This is a genomic window from Micromonospora sp. NPDC048898 (genome assembly GCF_043198035.1).
Taxonomy (GTDB): Bacteria; Actinomycetota; Actinomycetes; order Mycobacteriales; family Micromonosporaceae; genus Micromonospora.
In genome coordinates this window covers 1-18,219 of record NZ_JBICUF010000013.1, presented here as the reverse complement: position 1 = coordinate 18,219, position 18,219 = coordinate 1, and the positions used below count along the sequence as shown (strand labels likewise).

The window sequence follows — 18,219 nt, the reverse complement described above, 5'->3', positions numbered from 1 at the left end:
CGGGACACCCATGGAGAACGTCGTTCGGGCAGCCAATTTATCTGCCGTTCCCGTTGACTTGACGGCCTATTTCAACAATATTGGCGCCACCAACCGGGACCGTCTCGCCGAGGGCCGGCTCAACGTCTGGAAGAACTCCTTTCCCGCCGAGGAACTGCCCGACGGGACGGAGCTGTTCCGGTGTACCCAGGTGCCGTTCAGGTTTCCGCGCACCGGTCCGGCCCGCCTCGACAACGTGGTCTGCGCCGGGCAGCGCATCGACCTGCCGCCGGGCCGATGGGACTGGATCTACCTGCTCGCCTGTTCGGAACGGCGGGCTGAGGACGTCGTCCACCTGCACTACCGCGACGGCGTGGCGGACCAGGAGTGGCTAAGGGTTTCCGACTTCTGGCCCGCCTCGCCGCCGCACTTCGGCGAGGTCGAGGCGATCACCTGCCGCCGGATCCACTTTCCCCGGCACGTGCAGGCGGGAATCGGACCGCGCATCTGGCAGCAGCGCCTGGCCATCTCCCGCCAGCAGGAGCTGGCATACCTGCGCTTGCCGGACAACATCGCGATCCACGTCTTCGCGATGACGCTCGTCGCCAACGGATGGAACTAGCCGATGAAGCTGCTGTTGAAGGACCTCCCGTTCTGGTTCCACGACCTCGGCAACTGCCTGCACGACTGCTTCGGCACGCTGCTGCTGCGCCAGGGCTTCGACCCGGTGGAGGCGCTCGGGGCGGGATGGGAGTTCCACCACGACCCGGCGCAGGTGCGTGGGGAGGAGTACTACCACCCGGCACCCCGGCCGACCCTGGGGGAGAACCTCTTCCCGTTCCACCCGGTGCGGGCACGGTGGCAGGAACCGGTGGACGCGCAGGAGGCCTGGGCCGGCATCCGGGCGTCCATCCAGGATGGCCGTCCGGTGCTCGCCGCCGTGGACAACTTCTACATGCCCATCCGCCCGGCCTTCGGCGACGTACACGCCGCGCATCTGGTCGTGGTATGGGGCTTCGACGACGAGGCACGCGAGGTGTACCTGCTGGAGGCCACGCCGCCGCTGTTCAGCGGGCCCCTCGCGTTCGACGACTTCCTGCGGGCCCGGGGCTCGGCGAACGAGGCCCGGCCCAACACCAGGGACTACTTCTTCGCCGGCCCCCGGATCCGGCACCGCTGGATCGACGTCGAGTTCACCGGTCCGGCACCGAAGGCCACCGCAGCCTGGGTGGGCGAGGTCGTGGCACACAACGTCCGCGGCTGGCTGGAGCCCGGCGACCCGCGCCGCGGTGGGTTGGCGGGCCTGCGCCACTGGCTGGCCGACGTGGCCGGGCGCGACGATCGGGCCGGCGCCCTGGCGGAGCTCTACAGCGTCGGCTGGGCGGCGCAGGCAGCGGCGGCACTGCACGCGGACTTCCTACGGGCGACGGGGAACCGGTTACGCTGCGACGCGCTGGTGCATGCCGGCCGGCAGGTCGACCGGCTGGCCCACCAGTGGACCGGGCTGCGCATCTTCGGCGCGCACGGTTCCACCACCGGCGACAGGTATGCCGCGGAGCTGAGCCGCCGGACCCGTCTGCTGCTCGCCGACCACGAGGATGTGCTGGAGCAGCTCACCGCCGCGATCCGCCGGCTCGACGAGCCGCCCGGCGATCCGCGCCCGTTGGCTGCCGCCGGCGGGCGGCCGTTGGGCGCGCCGTGACCGGCGCGAGCCGGCCGCTGATCGACGCCCTGCTACGGCGGGCGGAGCGCGAGCCGGCGAGGGTGGGATACCGCGATCTCGACACGGCCACCGGGGCGCTGCGCGACCTCACCTATGCCGACGCGGCCATCCGCGTGGCGGCGGTCGCCTCCCGGCTGCGCGAGTCCTGGTTGCCCGGTCAACGGGTGGTGCTCGCCATCCCTGGCGGCCTCGACTACCTGGTTAACCTCCTCGGCATCCTGGCGGCGGGACTGGTGGCCGTGCCGCTGCCGCCCCGGGGCGGCCGGCCGCTGCGGACGACGGAGCTGGCCGACCACCCGATCGTGCGTGACGCCGGCGCCGTGGCCGCGTTCGGGCCGGACGGCCTGGTCGGCCTGGCTCCGCCGGCCGCAGCGGACGCCGAGCCCGCCGGGTCGGAACTCGCCGTGCTGCAGTACACCTCGGGCTCGACCGGGATCCCCAAGGGCGTCATGGTGACCCATGCGAACCTTGCGCACAACACCGCCGCCATCACCGACGGGATGTCGCTCACACCGACGGACCGGGCCCTGATCTGGCTTCCGCCCTACCACGACATGGGTCTGGTCGGTGGCATGTTGTCGCCCCTGTGGTCGGGCATGTCGATGACCTTGATGCCGGCCGAGGCGTTCGTCCGCCAGCCACTGTCCTGGCTGCGGTTGGTCAGCGAGGGCCGGGTGACGGTGTCCGGTGGCCCGAACTTCGCGTTCGACCTGTGCGTCGAGCGCATCCCGGCCGACCAGCGGGCCGCCCTTGACCTCTCGGCGTGGGCAGTCGCGTTCACCGGTGCGGAACCGGTCCGGGCCGGTACGCTGCGCCGGTTCGCCGAGGCGTTCGCGGTCGCGGGCTTCCGGCCCGAGGCGTTCTACCCCTGCTACGGCATGGCGGAGGCGACCCTCATCGTCAGCGGTGGCGCGCGCCTCGGCGGCATGTGTGTACGGGCGGACGACGCGACCGATGCGATCGAGCGCGTGTCCAACGGGTCGGTGCTGGGCGGCCAGACGCTCACCGCGCTCGACCCGGAGACCGGCGCCCCGGCCGGTCCCGGCGAGTCCGGCGAGCTGGTCCTGCGGGGTCCGAGCGTGACCGCTGGCTACTGGCGGCGGCCCGCCGAGACCGCCGCCACGTATCGGGCGGACGGGCTGCGCACCGGCGACATCGGCCGGATCGTCGACGGCGAGGTGTTCATCACCGGCCGGCTCAAAGATATCGTCGTGGTGCGAGGCCGCAACATCTACGCGGAGGACGTCGAGGAGATCCTGCGCGGCGTCGACCCGGTGCTGCGCGGATCCGCAGCCGCCGCGTTCGCGGTCGAGCCGGCCGACGGGTCAGCGGGAGAGCACCTCGTCGTCGCGATAGAGGCTCCGGCCCGTGGCGTGGAGCTGCCGGCCGATCTCTTCTCGCGGGTGCGGGCCGCGATCATCGCGGCCACCGAGGCGAGCCCGGCGGCGCTGCTGCTGGTTCGTCGGGGTGGGCTCCCGCGAACTACCAGTGGCAAGGTCCGCAGGTCCGTCGCCCGGGACCGGTACCGGCGCGGCGAGCTTCCGGTGCTGCGCGAGGACCGGCCCACCGACGGGACCGCAAAGGCGTCCGCCGACGCACCCGAGGGGCTTGCCGCGGTCGTGGCCGAGCTGTGTGCCCGTGTCGCGGCCGTGGGTGGGATCGCGGAGCCGCGCGGCGACGTCTCCCTGCTCGAACTCGGCCTCGACTCGCTCGCGCTCCTGCAGCTTCAGGGCGACATTGCCACCCGCTGGGGTATCGAGGTGCCGGTGGCCGACCTCATGGCCGTGTCGTCGGTGACCGCACTGGCCACGCTGATCGCCGCAGGGCATGTCGCGGCGACCGCGACGAGCACCGCCGGCGGCGCGGCGATGGCCGATGCCAACGGGGACGGCATCCGCTACCTGGAGCGGTACCACCCCGGCACGACGATGCACGTGCTCGGCCGCGCGTTTCGGCTCAGCGGCGACGTGGATCCAGACGCCTTGGAGCGGACGCTGCGCCTGCTGCTCGACCGACATCCCGCCCTGTGCGCCACGACCGCCGCAGCCGCCGGCGAGCCACCGCCGTCACCGGTGCTGACCCGCATCGACCTGCGCGGACACCGGGCCGAAGCGGTCGATGCGGCGATCCACCAGGTCACCAACGCCCCCTTCGAACCGGCCGCCGCCGGGCTGTTGCGCGCCGCGCTCGTCGACACCGACGCCGGCCGGATTCTCGCCGTCGCGGTGCACCACGCGGCGGTGGACCTCTGGTCGGCCGCACTGCTGCTCGCCGAGTTCGCCGAGATCCACCGCGCGCTGCGCTCCGGTGCCGAGCCGGTGCTGCCCGAGCCGGGCCGGCTGTCCGGCCCGGGCGACATCGAGGCGCGGGAGCGGCTGCGCGAGTGGTGGGCCGCGGCCTTGCACGGGTACGAAGCCGGGCGCGCCGTCCTCCCGGCGGACCACCCGGTGAACGGGATGTCGGCCGAGCACGTCGGCGTCGTGCGGCGCACGGCCGCCGACCTGCCCGGCGACGCGCTCGCCGCCGTGGCCACCAGGCTGGGCACCACCGCGTACACCGTGCTGGTCGCCGTGCTGGCCGCGCAGCTGGCGCGCTACGCCGGCGGCGGGGACGTCGTGCTCGGCACGCCGGTCGCGGGCCGGGGTTCACCGGCCCTGCGCGGAGTGGTCGGCTTCCTGGCGAACTCGGTGCCGTTGCGCCTCGACGGGGCGGCGGGCAGCCTCGCCGAGCTGGTCCGCCGGACGCACCGGGCGGTGACCGCCGCCCTCGACCACCAGGCACTGCCGTTCGCCCAGATCGTGGAGGCAGCCGGCGGCTCCCGCCGGGATGGGCGCAACCCACTGTTCGACGTGTTGTTCGTCTACCACCGCCCGCCCGCCTTCGCCCCGGCGGGCACCGTGGGCCTCGCCCTCGGCCTGTCCGGCGTTCGGCTCGACCTGGGCGGCCTGTGGGCGGAGACGCTGCCGTTGCGACCAACCGGCAGCTCGGTCGAGCTCACCGTGGAGGTCGGGGACACCGAGGCGGGCACCGTCGTGGCACTGCGGTACGACGCCGACCGGTTCGACGAGGCGACGGCCGCGGCGATGCTCGACGAGTACGTCGCCACCCTCCGAAGCGCCGTGGCCGACCCGTCTGCGTTGGTGACCGGAGCACGCACCGGCACCGATCCGCTGCCGGATGCCGGGCCCTTCCAAGACGTGCTGGACCGCATCCGGAAGCACTCCCGATCGGATGCGGTCGCCGTGCGACAGGGAGCGTCGGCGCTCACCTACCGCGGGCTCTGGCGGCACGCCAACGGGCTCGCCGCCCGCCTCGCCGCGCGCGGGGTGGGTCCCGAGGTCTGCGTCGGCGTGGCCGTGCCGCGCACACCGCAGCTGCTCGTCGCGTTGCTCGGCATCCTGCGGGCCGGTGGCGCGTACTGCCCTGTCGATCTCACGCTGCCGCCCGCCCGGCTGGAGGCGATCCGGCGCGACGCGCACCTCGCGCTCACCCTCGCCACCCGCGCCACCGTGGGCCAGGTGCCGGCCGGCTGGCCCGTGCTGCTGCTCGACGACGGCGACCTCGCGGGCGCCGGGCCCCCGGCCGGGCCGGCCCCGCACCCCGAGCAACTGGCCCACGTGCTGTTCACCTCCGGGTCGACGGGCCAGCCGAAGAGCATCGCGATGACCCGACGCAACCTCGCCGCGTTCATCGGCTGGGGGGTACGGGCGTACCCGGCCGGCCAGCTCGCCGGCGTCCTGGCCGGCACCCCGCTCACCTTCGACCTCTCCGTCTTCGAACTCCTCGTCACGGTGTCGGCGGGCGGCACCGTGATCATCGCGGAGGATGCGCTGCGACTACCGCGCCTGCCCGAGCGGGAGCACGTGACCCTGCTCAACACGGTGCCCTCGATCGCAGCCCAGCTCGTCGCCGACGGCCTGCCGGCGGGCGTCGGCGTGGCGAACCTGGCGGGCGAGCCGCTGCCCGCCGCCCTGGTCCGGGAGCTGGCAGACGCAGGCGTCGGCCGGATCGTCAACCTGTACGGCCCGACCGAGGCCACCACCTACGCCACCGTCGCCGAGCAGGACCCGGCCGACCGCCGGTTGGTCACCATCGGCACCGGTCTGCCCGCGGTCGGTGTCCGGGTGCGGGCAGCCGACGGCCGGACGGCCGGTACGGGCGAGCCCGGCGAGCTGTATCTCGGCGGCGCCCAGGTGGCTCGTGGCTACCTGGCCGACGCCGCGGCGACCGCCGACCGGTTCGGCCCCGACCCGGCCGGCGCGCCGGGCACCCGCGCCTATCGCACCGGCGACCTGGTCCGCCGGCGGCACGACGGCCACCTGATCTATCTCGGTCGCGGTGACCGGCAGGTCAAGGTGCGCGGGGTGCGGATCGAGCTCGACGAGATCGAGGCGGTTCTCGGCGCCCATCCCGGTGTGCGCGAGGCCGCCGTCGTCGTCCACCGGGCCGGCGAGTCGGATGCCGCGCTGGCCGCGTACTACGTCGGCGACGCCGAGGCCGACGTACTGCGCGCCCACACGGGAGCCGCGCTGCCGGCGGCCATGGTGCCGGTTCGCTGGCTCGCGTTGGACGCGCTGCCCCGCAACGCCCGCGGCAAGCTCGACCGGGAGGCGCTGGCCCGGATTCCGGTGCCGGCGGAGCACGTCCCGATGCGGCGGACCACCCGCACGCCGACCGAGCGGATCGTCGCCGAGATCTGGGCCGGTCTGCTCGGCGTCACCGACCCGGACCCGGACGCCGACTTCTTCATGGCGGGCGGGCACTCCCTGCTCGCCATGCGGATGCTGACCGCTGTCGAGGAACGGACGGGGGTGCGCCTTCCACTGGGCCGGTTGCTGGACCAACCGACCATCGCCGGGCTGGCCGCCCGGCTGGACGAGGTGGGCGCGTCGCCCGTCGACCAGGCACCGGCCACGAACGACGCCGACTACCCGCTGTCGCCGACCCAGGAGCGGCTGTGCCTGTTGCAGGCGCTGGCGCCCGACAGCCCGGCCTATCACGTCGCCGGGCAGGTGCGCCTGCGCGGTCCGCTCGACGCCGGCCGGCTGGAGCGGGCGCTGCGGGCGGTCGTCGAGCGGCACGACGGCCTGCGGGTGCGGTTGGAGATCAGGGAGGGGAACCTCAGGCAGCGGGTCGCTCCGGCGGTGCCGGTGCACCTTCCCGTCGAGGAGGTGGACGAGGCGGACGTCGCCAGGCTGGCGGTGGAGGCGGCGACCGCCCCGTTCGACCTGACGACCGCGCCGCCGTGGCGGGTACGGCTGCTTCGCGCGCCCGCTGGTGACCACCACCTGATCTTCGTGGCGCACCATGCGATCTGCGACGGCTGGTCGCTCGATCTGCTCGCCCGCGACCTGGGCCGGGCCTACACCACGGACCGTCCGCTGCCGCCTGCCGGTTCGAGTGTCGCCATCGCGGCGGCGCAACACGCCGAATCGACCGCGCGCGGCGGTTGCGGGGCCGAGCTGGACTGGTGGCGGGACCGGCTGGACGGGCTGCCCGAGCTTGCGCTGCCCACCGACCGCCCCCGGTCGGCGGTCGCGTCCCGGCGTGCCGCAACCGTGCGCAGTACGCTGGCGGGTGAGGCGTTCGCCGGGCTCGACGCACTGTGCACCGAGACCGGCGCGACCCGGTACATGGCGGTGACCGCGCTGGTGAGCGCGCTGCTCGGCCGGCGCGCCGGCCAGCACCGTTTCGGCCTCGGCCTCGCCGTGGCCGGCCGCGGAGCGAGCGGCACCGCCGAGGTGTTCGGTGCCCTGGTGAACACCGTCGTCCTCCGGGCCGATCTGACCGGCATGCCGTCGCTGCGCGCCCTGCTCACCCGCACCAGGGCCGAACTGTTCGAGGCGATCGCGCACGGTGACGTCCCGTTCGCCGAGGTCGTCCAGGCCACCGGGGCCGGTCACCCGGCCCTGACCAACCCGCTGTTCCAGGTGATGTTCGGTGAACAGCCGACCACCGCCGTGTTCCGGCTGGACGACGTGCGCGCCGAGGTCACGCCGATACCGACAGGTGTCGCGAAGTTCGATCTCAGCGTGCTGATCGGCGCTGCGGGCCGGCCCGGCCCGTTGGAGGTCACCTTCGAATACGACGCGGACCTCTTCGACGCGTCCACCATGGACCGCCTCGCCGGCCAGCTACTCCAGCTCTGCGCCGTCGGGGTCGCCGCCCCGGACGTGCCGCTGGAGCGCCTCGACCTGATGGACGCGGCCGACCGCGCGCTGCTGGCCGGCTGGTGCGACGGCGGTGCGGTGCCCGATCTCGGCTCGCCCTGGCTGCACGGCGCGATTCTGGCGGGGGCGTCCCGATACCCCGACCGGATCGCGATCGCGGCGCCCGAGGAATCGCTCAGCTACGGGGCGCTGGAGCGTCGGGTGCGCCGGTTGGCGGCCGGGCTGCGCAGCCTCGGAGTGGGCATCGAGGACCGGGTGGCCATCTGCCACCGGCGCACCGTCGACCTGCCGGTCGCCATGCTCGGCGTTCTTGCCGCCGGGGCCGCCTACCTGCCGCTTCGCGACAACGACCCGGCGGAACGCCACGCCGAGACGCTCGCCGACGCCGGCGCCCGGCTGGTGCTCACCGACGCCGACACGGCGACCTGGCTCGACGCCTCCGACGTGCCGATGGTGACGATCGACGACGCGGTGGCCGCGGCGGGCCGCACCTGTCTGGCGCTCGACGATCCCGCCCTGCTCAGCGTCGACCAGTTGGCGTACGTGTTGTACACGTCGGGCTCGACTGGCCGGCCGAAGGGCGTCGGGGTGACCCACCGCGGGGCACTCGCCCGGATCGCGTGGGGTCGGCAGGCGTTCGGCGCGGACGAGATGGCCGGCGTCCTCGGCGCGACCTCGCTCGTCTTCGACCTGTCGTTGTTCGAGCTGTTCGCCCCGCTGGCAGTCGGCGGCACCGTGGTTTTGGCCGAGTCGGTGCTCGACCTGCCCACGCTGCCGGACCGGGACAGGGTGACGCTGGTGACGACCGTGCCGTCCGCGATGGCCGCCCTGCTCGACATCGACGGGTGGCCCGGCGGGGTACGCAGCGTGGCCATGGGCGGCGAGCCGCTCTCCGCGCAGTTGGCCCGGCGCGTCTGGAACCGCGGGCCGGAACGGGTCATCAACCTGTACGGCACGACCGAGGACAGCTTCTGCTCGACCTGGACGGAGCTCGACCGCGAGGTGTCCGTGGTGACCGCCGGCCATCCACTGCCCGGCTCACGCATCGTGGTGCTCGCCCGTGACCTTGCACCCGTGCCGCCGGACGTCGTCGGCGAGATCGTGTCGCCCGGCGTCGGGGTGTCCCGGGGATACCTGGGCCGGCCCGGGCTCACCGCCTCGGTCTTCGTTCCCGACCCAACCGGCCGGCCAGGAGAACGCCAGTACCGCACCGGGGACCGGGGCCGGTGGACGCCGCACGGGCTGGAGGTGCTGGGGCGGCTGGACCAGCAGGTCAAGATCCGTGGACACCGGGTGGAACCGGGCGAGATCGAGTCCGCCCTGTTGGCCGTGCCCGGTATCGCCGAGGCGGTCGTCCGGGCGACCGGGCACCGCGACGCGCCCGACCGGCGGCTCGTCGCGTACCTGCGGTGGCGGCCCGGGGAGGCTGACCCGGACACCGGCGCCCTCCGCGCGGCCCTGCGCCGCCGGCTGCCGGACTACATGGTGCCGGCCGCGTTCGTCACGCTGGATGCGTTCCCCCGGACGGCGAGCGGCAAGGTGGACCGCGCCGGGCTCGCAGCGGTGCCGGTGCCCGAGGTGACCCCGGATGCCGGCGAGCCACCGCACGGTGCGACGGAGACGGCGGTGGCCCAGGTGTGGCAGGACCTGATCGGCGTGCAGGCGATCTCCCGGCACGACCGGTTCTTCGAGCTCGGCGGCGACTCGCTGCTCGCGGCGAGAATGACCAGAAGACTCAGCGAGCGGTACGGCGTCGACCTCTCGCTGCGCCTCGTCTTCGACGACGACCGGCTGCTGTCGTTCGCGGCCGAGGTGCATCGCACCGTCGCCGGTTCACCGCCCCCCTGACAGCCGACAGGCACGAAGCGGCGCCCCGGCCGATGCGGCTGGGGCGCCGCCGTGTCGCGGATCAGGCGTCCCGCAGACCTCCCCGCCCGGCGAGCGTGCCGACGTCGACCTGCGCCCGACAGGTGACTGCCCGGAAGTCGAGCGTCAGCGTGCCGATGAGGGTGACGGTGCCGGTGCCGGCCGCGAAGTCCGCCGCCGACACGTCGGTCTCCGCGGTGAGCCGTACGCCCAGCTCGGTGCCGCCATTCGTGCCGGGGAACCGCAGGTGTACGTATCGGGCGTCGATCGCGTCGCGCAGGCGGGCCGGGTCGGCCTGCGGCCGGAGCACCACCTCCACCTGGTGTTCGCCCGTGGAGAGCCGGGTGATCAGGTCCGGCCCCTCGTCGGCGGGCTCCCCGGCGGGCAGTGCCGGCGCCGCGGCCATGGCCCGGCGCAGGCTCAGCGGCCGCATGTCGGTCCACACCTGCTCGATGTGGGCCAGGCAGGCGTCCTTGCCGCCGACGAATCCGACCGGATGCCAGCCGTCCGGCAGTGGGCGCTGCTCGGGCCAGATCGAGTGCTGCTCCTCGTCGTTGCGCACGACCTGGTAGGACTCGTGCTCCACCTGCTCGTCCATCGCTTCCTCCTCGGGTGCCACTGCGCAGACAGGCGGCGGACGGACCGGCGGCCGGTGACGGTCAGTCGCGCACGCAGAACTCGTTGCCTTCCGGATCGGCCAGCACCGTCCACTCGTCGAACTCGCTGATCACCGACGCACCCAGGCCGGCCAGGCGGGCCACCTCGGCCGCCCGGTCGTCGGCCCGCAGGTCGACGTGGACCCGGTTCTTCGTGGTCCTCTTCTCCGGAACGAGCTGGAACCAGAAGCGCGGGCGCACTCCCGGGTCCGACTCCACCAACACGCTCGGATCGTCCTCGGGATCGTCGATGCCGTTGTCGCGCAGCCGCTTCAGCTCGGCCTCGTCGTACGGGGCCACCCGGTACCCGTCCAGGGCGGCAGCCCAGAAGCGGGCCTGCGCGGCAGGGTGTTCGCAGTCGACGACGACATCGTGCAGTTCTGCCATGCGGGAATTTTCTCATGTGGACAGATCCGAAACGACGGTTTGCGCGGTGCCACGCAGTGACGCGATGGCGGTGGCCGGATCGCGGGCGAGCGCGCTGAGCACCGCGCCGTACCGCTCGGCCAGCTCGGCTGCGGTGGCGGTCGGGTAGGCGTCCGTCGCGTGGCTCACCGTACCGTGCAGGCCGTCGGGCCGCCGCTCCATGGCGAGCGTCAGGTCGAAGTCCGCATACGTCGTGTCAAGCTCCACCGGTGTCAGGTCGACCCCGGGCGCCTGCCGCAGCCGGGTCGCCTCGGTCAGCAGATCGAAGGTGATGCCGAACCGGAGGCGGGCGTCGTCCGGGTCGAGAGCAAGGCACAACGCCTCGGCCGGAAGCTCCTGGTGGGCGTACGCCTCGGCCACTCGCTCGCGTACCTGGTCGAGCACGTCGCGAAGGCTGACGAGTCCGGTCAGGCCGATCCGCAGCGGCATGGTGTTGACGAAGTTGCCGACGAGTGCCGCCGTGCCGGGCCGGACCCGGTTGGCCAGGGGCACGCCGACCACCACGTCCTGCTCGCCGGTCAGCGCCGAGAGGGCCACGACGAAGGCGGTGAACGTGAGCACGAACATCGACGCACCGGTTTCGCGCTGCACGCCGTCGAGGGCGGCGGTCACCTCCTCGTCGACGGCGAACCGGTGCGCCGCGCCGGGTCGGGGGGCGGTGGCGGGTCGGAGGGCGGCGGCCGGCGTCGCGGTCGCGCGCCGCCCGGGCAGCGCCAGGGGAGCGGGCGCGCCGGCCAGAACACCGGTCCAGTACGCCAGGGACTCGGCGTTGGCCGTCTCGTCCGCCTGCTCGTACGCGTAATGCCGGTACTGGATCGGCAGCGCGGCAGGTGGCTCGTCCACCGTGACCGCGTCGGCGAAGGACAGCAGCTCGTGCGCGAGTACGGCACGGGACCAGCCGTCCCACAGCAGCGGATGCACGGTGACCATGAGCAGCTGGTCGTAGGGGGCCAGGCGGAGCAGCCGCAGCCGCACCAGCGGGCCGTGCCGCAGATCGAAGGTGTACGCGACCTCCGCCGCGAATGCCTCGACGACGGCGCTCCAGTCGGTGTCCGACAGATCCACCTCGGCGACGTCGGGGGCAAGGTCGGCGTGCACCACGCCGACCGGCTCCGGTCCGTCGGTGTCGAACGTGGTGCGCAGCGTCTCGTGCCGGGCCACCACCTGGCGGATGGCCCCGGCCACCGCCTCGGGATCGACGAAGCCGCGCAACCGGGCGGTCATCGGCTTGTTGTAGCGCCCCCCGGTGCGCCACCACCACCGCTGCTGTGCGGTGAGCGGAACCCGTTCCCCATCGGCCAGGTCCCGCGCCGGCACCGTACGGTCCGCCGGCACCAGACCGGCGAGGTGGACGGCGAGGGCGGCCACGGTCGGGATCGCGAACAGCGTACGCAACGGGATCTCCACGTCGAGCGTCTCGACGATGCGCGACTGCAGTTGCGCAAGCTGCAACGAGCTGCCGCCGAGCTGGAAGAAGCTCTCGTTCACGTCGATGTCCCGGGTGCCCAGGACAACCCCGAAGACCTGTTCCAACAGGATGCGTTCCAGGTCGGTACGCGGTGCCGTGTGCGGCTGATCGGCCGCTGCGGCCAGCTTGTCCGGGTCGGGCAGGGCCGCCCGGTCCACCTTGCCGCTGGGCATCAGCGGCAACTCGTCGACCGGCACGATGAACCGGGGCTCCATGTAGCTGGGCAGGCGCCCGCGCAGCCAGTCGCGCAGCCCGCGCGGCTCCGCCGTCTCGCCGGCCTTCGGCTGGGCGTACGCCACCAGGTGCTTGGACTCGGCCGGCGTCTCGCGGACCACGACCACGGCCCGGGACACCGTGGGGTGCTGCTCCAGCACGGCCTCGATCTCGCCGACCTCGATGCGCAGGCCGCGGATCTTCACCTGCCGGTCGGCCCGGCCGACGAGTTCGAGGACCCCGTTCGCCCGGTACCGCGCCAGGTCGCCGGTGCGATACAGGCGTGCGCCGGGCGTGGCGCCGTAGCCGTCCGGGACGAAGCGGTCGGCGGTCAGGCCGGGCCGGTTCAGGTAGCCGCGGGCCAGACCCGTCCCGCCGATGTACAACTCGCCCGGCACGCCGACCGGCACCGGGCGCAGCCACTGGTCGAGCAGGTAGACCTGATGGTTCGGCATGGGACGACCGATCGGCGGCATCCGCTCGTACGGCTCGTCGAGCTCCATCAGCGTCATCATCACGGTCGCCTCGGTCGGCCCGTACCCGTTGATGAGCCGACGTCCGGGTTGCTGCCAGCGGGTGGCCAGCGGGCCGCTGAACGCCTCGCAACCGATGAACTGGATGCGCAGCGACGGCATCGCGGCCGGGTCGAGCATGTGCAGCACGGCCGGCGGAATGTCGGCGATGGTGACCTGCTCGCGCCGGGCCAGTCCGGTGAGCGCCGCCGGGTTGAGCACCGTCTCGCCGTCCGGGACGACCAGCCGGGCACCGGAACAGAGCGCGCCGAAGATCTCCAGCACGGACACGTCGAAGCACACCGTGGCGAACTGCAGCACGGCATCGCCGTCGAGCGTGCCGATGTCGTCCAGCGTCGAACGGATCATGTTCGCCGCCGCGCGATGCGTGATCATCACGCCCTTCGGGCGCCCGGTCGAGCCCGAGGTGTAGATGACGTAGGCGAGGTTGTCCAGCCCGGTCTGACCGCCGGCGGGCGCGACCGGCACGGCCGGCGGCGGTCGCTCGGGCACCTCGTCCAGCAGGAGCGCGGGCGGACCCGACCGGGGCAGGTAGCCGGCCGTGCCGGTGGTGCTCACCACCAGCGGCACGGCGGCGTCCCGCAGCATGTACCCGATGCGCTCGGCGGGATGGGCGGGATCCAGCGGCAGGTACGCCGCTCCGGCCTTGAGGATGCCGAGGATGCCGAGCGGCAGCAGCACCGACCGCTGCACGCAGAGCCCGATCAGCACGTCCGGGCCGGCACCGGCCCGGCGCAGCCGCGCGGCCAGCCGCTCCGCGCGCGCGTTCAGCTCCCGGTAGGTCAGCTGGCCGTCCGGGGCGGTCACCGCGATCGCGTCGGGCCGGGTGCTCGCCCACCGCTCGATGGTGTGGTGCAACGGCTCCAGGTCGTGGTCGGCGGCGGTGTCGTTCCAATGCCGGGTCAACATGTCCAGCTGCGCCTCGTCCAGCAGAGGCAGGTCGGCGATCGCCGCGTCCGGCGCCGTCGCGATGCCGGCCAGGAGCGTGCCGAGGTGCGCGGACATCCGGTCGCAGGTCTGCGGGTCGAACAGATCGGCGTCGAACTGGATGCGTCCGACCAGTTCGCCCTCGAACTCCCGCAGGTCGACCGTGATGTCGAACTTCGCCACGCCGTTGTCCAGCTCGATCGGGCTGAGTCGGAAGGAGCCGAACGTCAGGTCGGCCGGCGGGCTGTTCTGCAGCGCGACCATCACCTGGAACAGCGGGCTGCGGCTGCTGTCCCGGTCGGGCTGCAGCTCCTCCACCAGGCGCTCGAAGGGCAACTCCTGATGGTGGTACGCGCCCAGCGCCACCTGCCGGACCCGGCCCAGCAGTCGGCGGAACGTGGGGTTGCCGTCCAGGTCGCAGCGCAACACGAGGGTGTTGACGAAGCAGCCGATCAGGCGTTCGGTCTGCGACTGGGTGCGATTGGCCACCGGTGTGCCGACGACGATGTCGGTCTGCCCGGTGTAGCGGGCCAGCAACACGTCCACCGCGGCGAGCACGACCATGAACAGCGTCGCGTCCGCCTCGCGGGCGAGCGCCTTCAGCCGCCCTGTGACGCCGGCAGGCACCCGTACCGTCCGGGTCTCGGCGATCAGGCGTTGAATGGCCGGCCGGGGATGGTCGGTGGGCAGGTCCAGCGCGCGAGGCGCGTCCCCGAGCCGGTCGCGCCAGTAGTCGAGCAACCGGTCGAGGCGCTCACCAGTCAGCCGTTGTCGTTGCCACACTGCAAAATCGGCGTACTGGATGGGCAGCGCGGGAAGATCCGGGGTCCGGCCGTCGGCCAGCGCCTGGTACACCGCGGCGATCTCCCGGATCAGGATGTCGTCCGACCAGCCGTCGGAGATGGTGTGGTGCATCAGGTGCAGCATGATGTGCTCGTCGTCCGCCACGCGAAAGAGCCGGGTGCGAAAGAGCGGTCCGGCGGCCAGGTCGAAGGACTCGTCGCGCTGGGCACGGGCCAGCCGCAGCGCCTCGGCGGCCGGGTCGGGCACCGCGCGCAGGTCGACAGTGTCCACGACGATCGGCACGTGGGGCAGCACGACCTGCACCGGTTCGCCGTCGACCAGCTCGATCCGGCTGCGCATCACCTCGTGGCGAGCGGTGACGGCGGCCAGACTCCGCTCGAAGTTCGTCACGTCGAGCGGCCCGGAAAGCCTGGCGGCCAGCGGGATAGTGTTGTATGCATGACCGGCGCCGAGCAGCCGGTCCAAGATCCAGAGCCGTTCCTGGGAGAAGGACAGCGGGGCGGGTCCGGTGCCGTGGCGGCGGGGCACCACCACCTCCGTCGCCGAGCGGCCCTGTGTCCAGCGCCGGAGCAGCGCGGCTCGGGCCGGGCTCAAGCTGGCGCGCTGCCGCGGTACGCCGGCCGTGTCGTCGATCGTGTCGGACAACGCATACCTCCGGGCCGTGATCTGTGGGCGGGCAGGCTCCTGTCCCGCTGGCGAGACATGGCTGGCGACACAGGGATCGCCGACGTGGCGCACCGGTGCCCGGTGCCACGTTCACGCCTTCGCGGGATCCTCGTCCTCGCCGGCGTCGGAATCGTCGACGGTGAGTGTCTGGGTGGCGGCCGTGTCCAGTGCGTCGAGGATCCATGCCTCGAAGTCGATGCGGGACTGGTCGGCCGCTGCCCGCCAGCGTCGGAACCGCTCGCCCGGAACGTACAGCCGCGGCAGCACCGCGTTACTCGGAGCCGACCGCACCTCGCCGGCGCGGCTCATCCGGATCTGCCGGCGCAGTTGGTTGCGCGACCAGCCGTGCTTCTCCGCCTCGTCCAGCCAGTGGTCCTGTTCGGGCTGGGGCAGCGAGGCCGCCTCCGCGTGGTGCTGGAAGCTGAGCGACTGACGCCGGCGCTCCATGCTGTACCGCCGAGCAACCCACGCGTAGTTCCGCAGCGTCTGGTAATCGAGGTTCGCGAGCTGAATGACGTGCAGGTAGCGGTCGGCGTACCGGCTCTTTCCGTAGACCAGCCAATCGCCGAGGCACCATGCGGACGAGTCCACGATCCGGGACAACTGCTGCCCAGCGGCTTTCCAGCCGTCGAATGTCGTGTCCGCCGGGATCTCGAGTCCCACCCGAGTCACGAGTACCTGTCGCCGTTGGAGCTGCGGAATGAGCTTTGCCTGGGGCGCGGTCTCGTCGGTTTGCATCCGGGCTGAGCCATTGAGGCGGGCTGTGTTTGTCAACTCTACGTTGGACACGGAGACCCCCGGTGGTTACGTTGGTATTTCTGCATTAAAGATTATCGATCTGCTAGAGATCGAAGTGTCTCGAAGGTAGCAGCATCCAAACGGCGCGTCAACCGACGGATGTGGGCTGTGATAGCGCGCTCGTATATATGAGATTCGTGAATGAGTAAAGTCAATCATCGCGCTGGTCGCGCCGCGCACGCGAGGGCTCGACAGGCTCATGCTGGCGGGTCATCATGGGACTACGCAGGCCCGATCCGGTCATTCCCTAAATGGGTCTCAGGCTCTGTGGCGTGGTGACAGGGGCCCGATCGCCGGGTCGTGAGGAAATTCGTAGTTTCAACTGGTGGAGTGGACGTGAAGAATGCCGTAGTGTCAATTCCAGGCCCGCACCCCATGATGCTGCCGCGCGAGCAATGGGCATTTCTGCGTCGTCCCCTGCGGTCTCTCGAACGGGCACACCGCGATTATGGCGACCTCGTGGCGCTGCCACTCAACGGTCGCCGGGTGATCGCGGTGTTCGGTCCGGACGAGGTCGAGGCGGTCCACCGGGCCCTCGGCGGAGGGGTCGAGATCGCCGGCGCCGCCGGCATCGAGACGCGACCGCGCGACGACATCCAGGGCCGCGGGCCGCTGAACTCGACGGGGAAGGATCACGCGCGGTACCGTCGCATCTGTCACCGCGCCCTCGGCCAGGATTCCCTCGCCTCCTATGCCACGGTCGCGATCGACGAGACTCAGCGGCTGCTCGACACCTGGCAGCCAGGCACCCGGCTCGACCTGCTGCCGGAGATCACAGCGCTCACCCGCCGCATCTTCAAGACGTACATGTTCGGTGCCGACATCGCGGCCGTCGCGCCGGAGGTCGACGCCGCGGTCGACACCTATATCGACGTCCTGGAGTCGACCCCCCAACGCATCGCCACCACCTACCTGTCGTTTCCGGTGCCGGGGCTCGCGCGGCGTGCCGACCTGCGGGCCGGCCGAGCAGCGATCGACGCCCGGATCGCCGCGATCGCTGGCGGCCGGGTCCAGCCGACTCGCTACTCACTGGCTCAGGCGATGATCGCCGAAATCGAGAACGCGGGCCTGCCCCCGGAGCCCGCGCTCGTCCGCGACTTCGTGCTGCAACTGCACTTCGCGGGCCTGACCTCGCTGGCGTCGGCGATGGTGTGGGCCCTGCTGCTGCTGGCGCTCAACCCCGAGCCGGCCCGCGAACTGGTCGACGAGTTGGACGGCGCGGTCGGCGGCCGGATACCCCGCCCCGAGGACGCCCGCCGCCTGCCGTACCTGGAGGCCGTGCTCAACGAGGCGATGCGGCTCTATCCGGCGGCGGCCTGGGAGTTCAAGGGGGCCATCAGCCCGATCGAGGTCGGTGGCCATCTGCTGCCGGTCGGCACTCCACTGCTGCTGGTGCCCTGGGTGACGCAACGCAGCGTGCGGTCGTTCGAGGAGCCGCTCGAGTTCCGGCCACGGCGCTTCCTTCGCGGGCTGACCTACGCGAGCGGCGCCTTCCAGCCCTGGGGCACCGGCGAGCGGTCCTGCATTGGCAAGTCGCTGGCCCGCCACGCGTTCCGGTCCGTGGTCGGCGGCATAGTTCAGCGCTTCCGGCTCGACCTTGTCGCCGGCCAGCGCATCGAGCCGAATCCCGGGCTGCTCGGCAACCGTTTGTTGCCGTCTCCTCGAGTTGAGGTGACGGTCGCCGTCCAGGACGGGGAAACCTGGCGCTCGGCCGTACCTACCTCGGGGTCGGTAGGTGCGAGTGCTTCGGGAGTTCGTCGAGCCGACCGAGGTAAAGGAAGCCGATCAGGGCCGCCGGGTGGCTAGCTTGACCTTTAACCCGTGCGACGTGGACGGGGATTGACGGACTTCGTCTTCTTTGCGGCTGCTGTCTTGGCGTTCGTGGTGGCTGCGGTGTCGTAGCCGGCGTCGGCCACGACCAGGATCTCCGGGTCCCCGGGCCGCCACTGCCCGGCCGCGATCAGCCGCCCCACAATGTCTCGCAGCTGCC

The 18,219-nt window shown here is 72.4% G+C and carries 7 protein-coding genes and 1 pseudogene; 4 read left to right on the top strand and 4 right to left on the bottom strand.

The genetic code is table 11. The features are described from left to right. Window positions 1-10: 10 nt before the first annotated feature. From ACGFIQ_RS26910 to ACGFIQ_RS26900, 3 genes are read left to right on the top strand one after another with little or no spacing between them, the layout of a single operon-like run. Entirely contained in the window at window positions 11-601 is a 591-nt protein-coding gene (locus tag ACGFIQ_RS26910; protein ID WP_393248176.1) for a hypothetical protein, read from the top strand. Between the two features lie 3 nt (window positions 602-604). Beyond that, window positions 605-1,681, top strand: a complete 1,077-nt coding sequence (locus tag ACGFIQ_RS26905) for a BtrH N-terminal domain-containing protein (protein ID WP_393248174.1) — start codon at window positions 605-607, stop codon at window positions 1,679-1,681. Continuing rightward, window positions 1,678-9,720 (top strand): amino acid adenylation domain-containing protein, encoded by an 8,043-nt coding sequence (locus tag ACGFIQ_RS26900; RefSeq protein WP_393248172.1) that lies wholly within the window; start codon window positions 1,678-1,680, stop codon window positions 9,718-9,720. The genes ACGFIQ_RS26905 and ACGFIQ_RS26900 overlap by 4 nt, the downstream gene beginning before the upstream one ends. A 415-nt stretch (window positions 9,721-10,135) precedes the next feature. On the opposite strand, the pseudogene ACGFIQ_RS26895 reads toward ACGFIQ_RS26900, so the two are convergent. From ACGFIQ_RS26895 to ACGFIQ_RS26880, 4 genes and pseudogenes are all read right to left on the bottom strand, one after another. Next, window positions 10,136-10,336: pseudogene (locus tag ACGFIQ_RS26895) on the bottom strand (MbtH family protein); the annotation flags it as partial. Window positions 10,337-10,397: 61 nt separating this feature from the next. After that, window positions 10,398-10,781 (bottom strand): VOC family protein, encoded by a 384-nt coding sequence (locus ACGFIQ_RS26890; RefSeq protein WP_393248170.1) that lies wholly within the window; start codon window positions 10,779-10,781, stop codon window positions 10,398-10,400. A gap of 12 nt (window positions 10,782-10,793) precedes the next feature. Beyond that, window positions 10,794-15,410 carry an amino acid adenylation domain-containing protein gene (locus ACGFIQ_RS26885; protein WP_393248168.1) on the bottom strand — a complete coding sequence of 1,539 codons (4,617 nt, stop codon included), beginning with the start codon at window positions 15,408-15,410 and terminating at the stop codon, window positions 10,794-10,796. Between the two features lie 111 nt (window positions 15,411-15,521). Continuing rightward, on the bottom strand, window positions 15,522-16,094 hold the full coding sequence (locus ACGFIQ_RS26880) for an LmbU family transcriptional regulator (RefSeq protein ID WP_393248166.1): 573 nt from the start codon (window positions 16,092-16,094) through the stop codon (window positions 15,522-15,524). Between the two features lie 510 nt (window positions 16,095-16,604). On the opposite strand from ACGFIQ_RS26880, the gene ACGFIQ_RS26875 reads away from it, so the two are divergent. After that, the gene (locus ACGFIQ_RS26875) at window positions 16,605-18,035 is read left to right on the top strand and encodes a cytochrome P450 (RefSeq protein ID WP_393248428.1); all 1,431 of its coding nucleotides are present in this window, start codon (window positions 16,605-16,607) and stop codon (window positions 18,033-18,035) included. Window positions 18,036-18,219 lie beyond the last annotated feature (184 nt).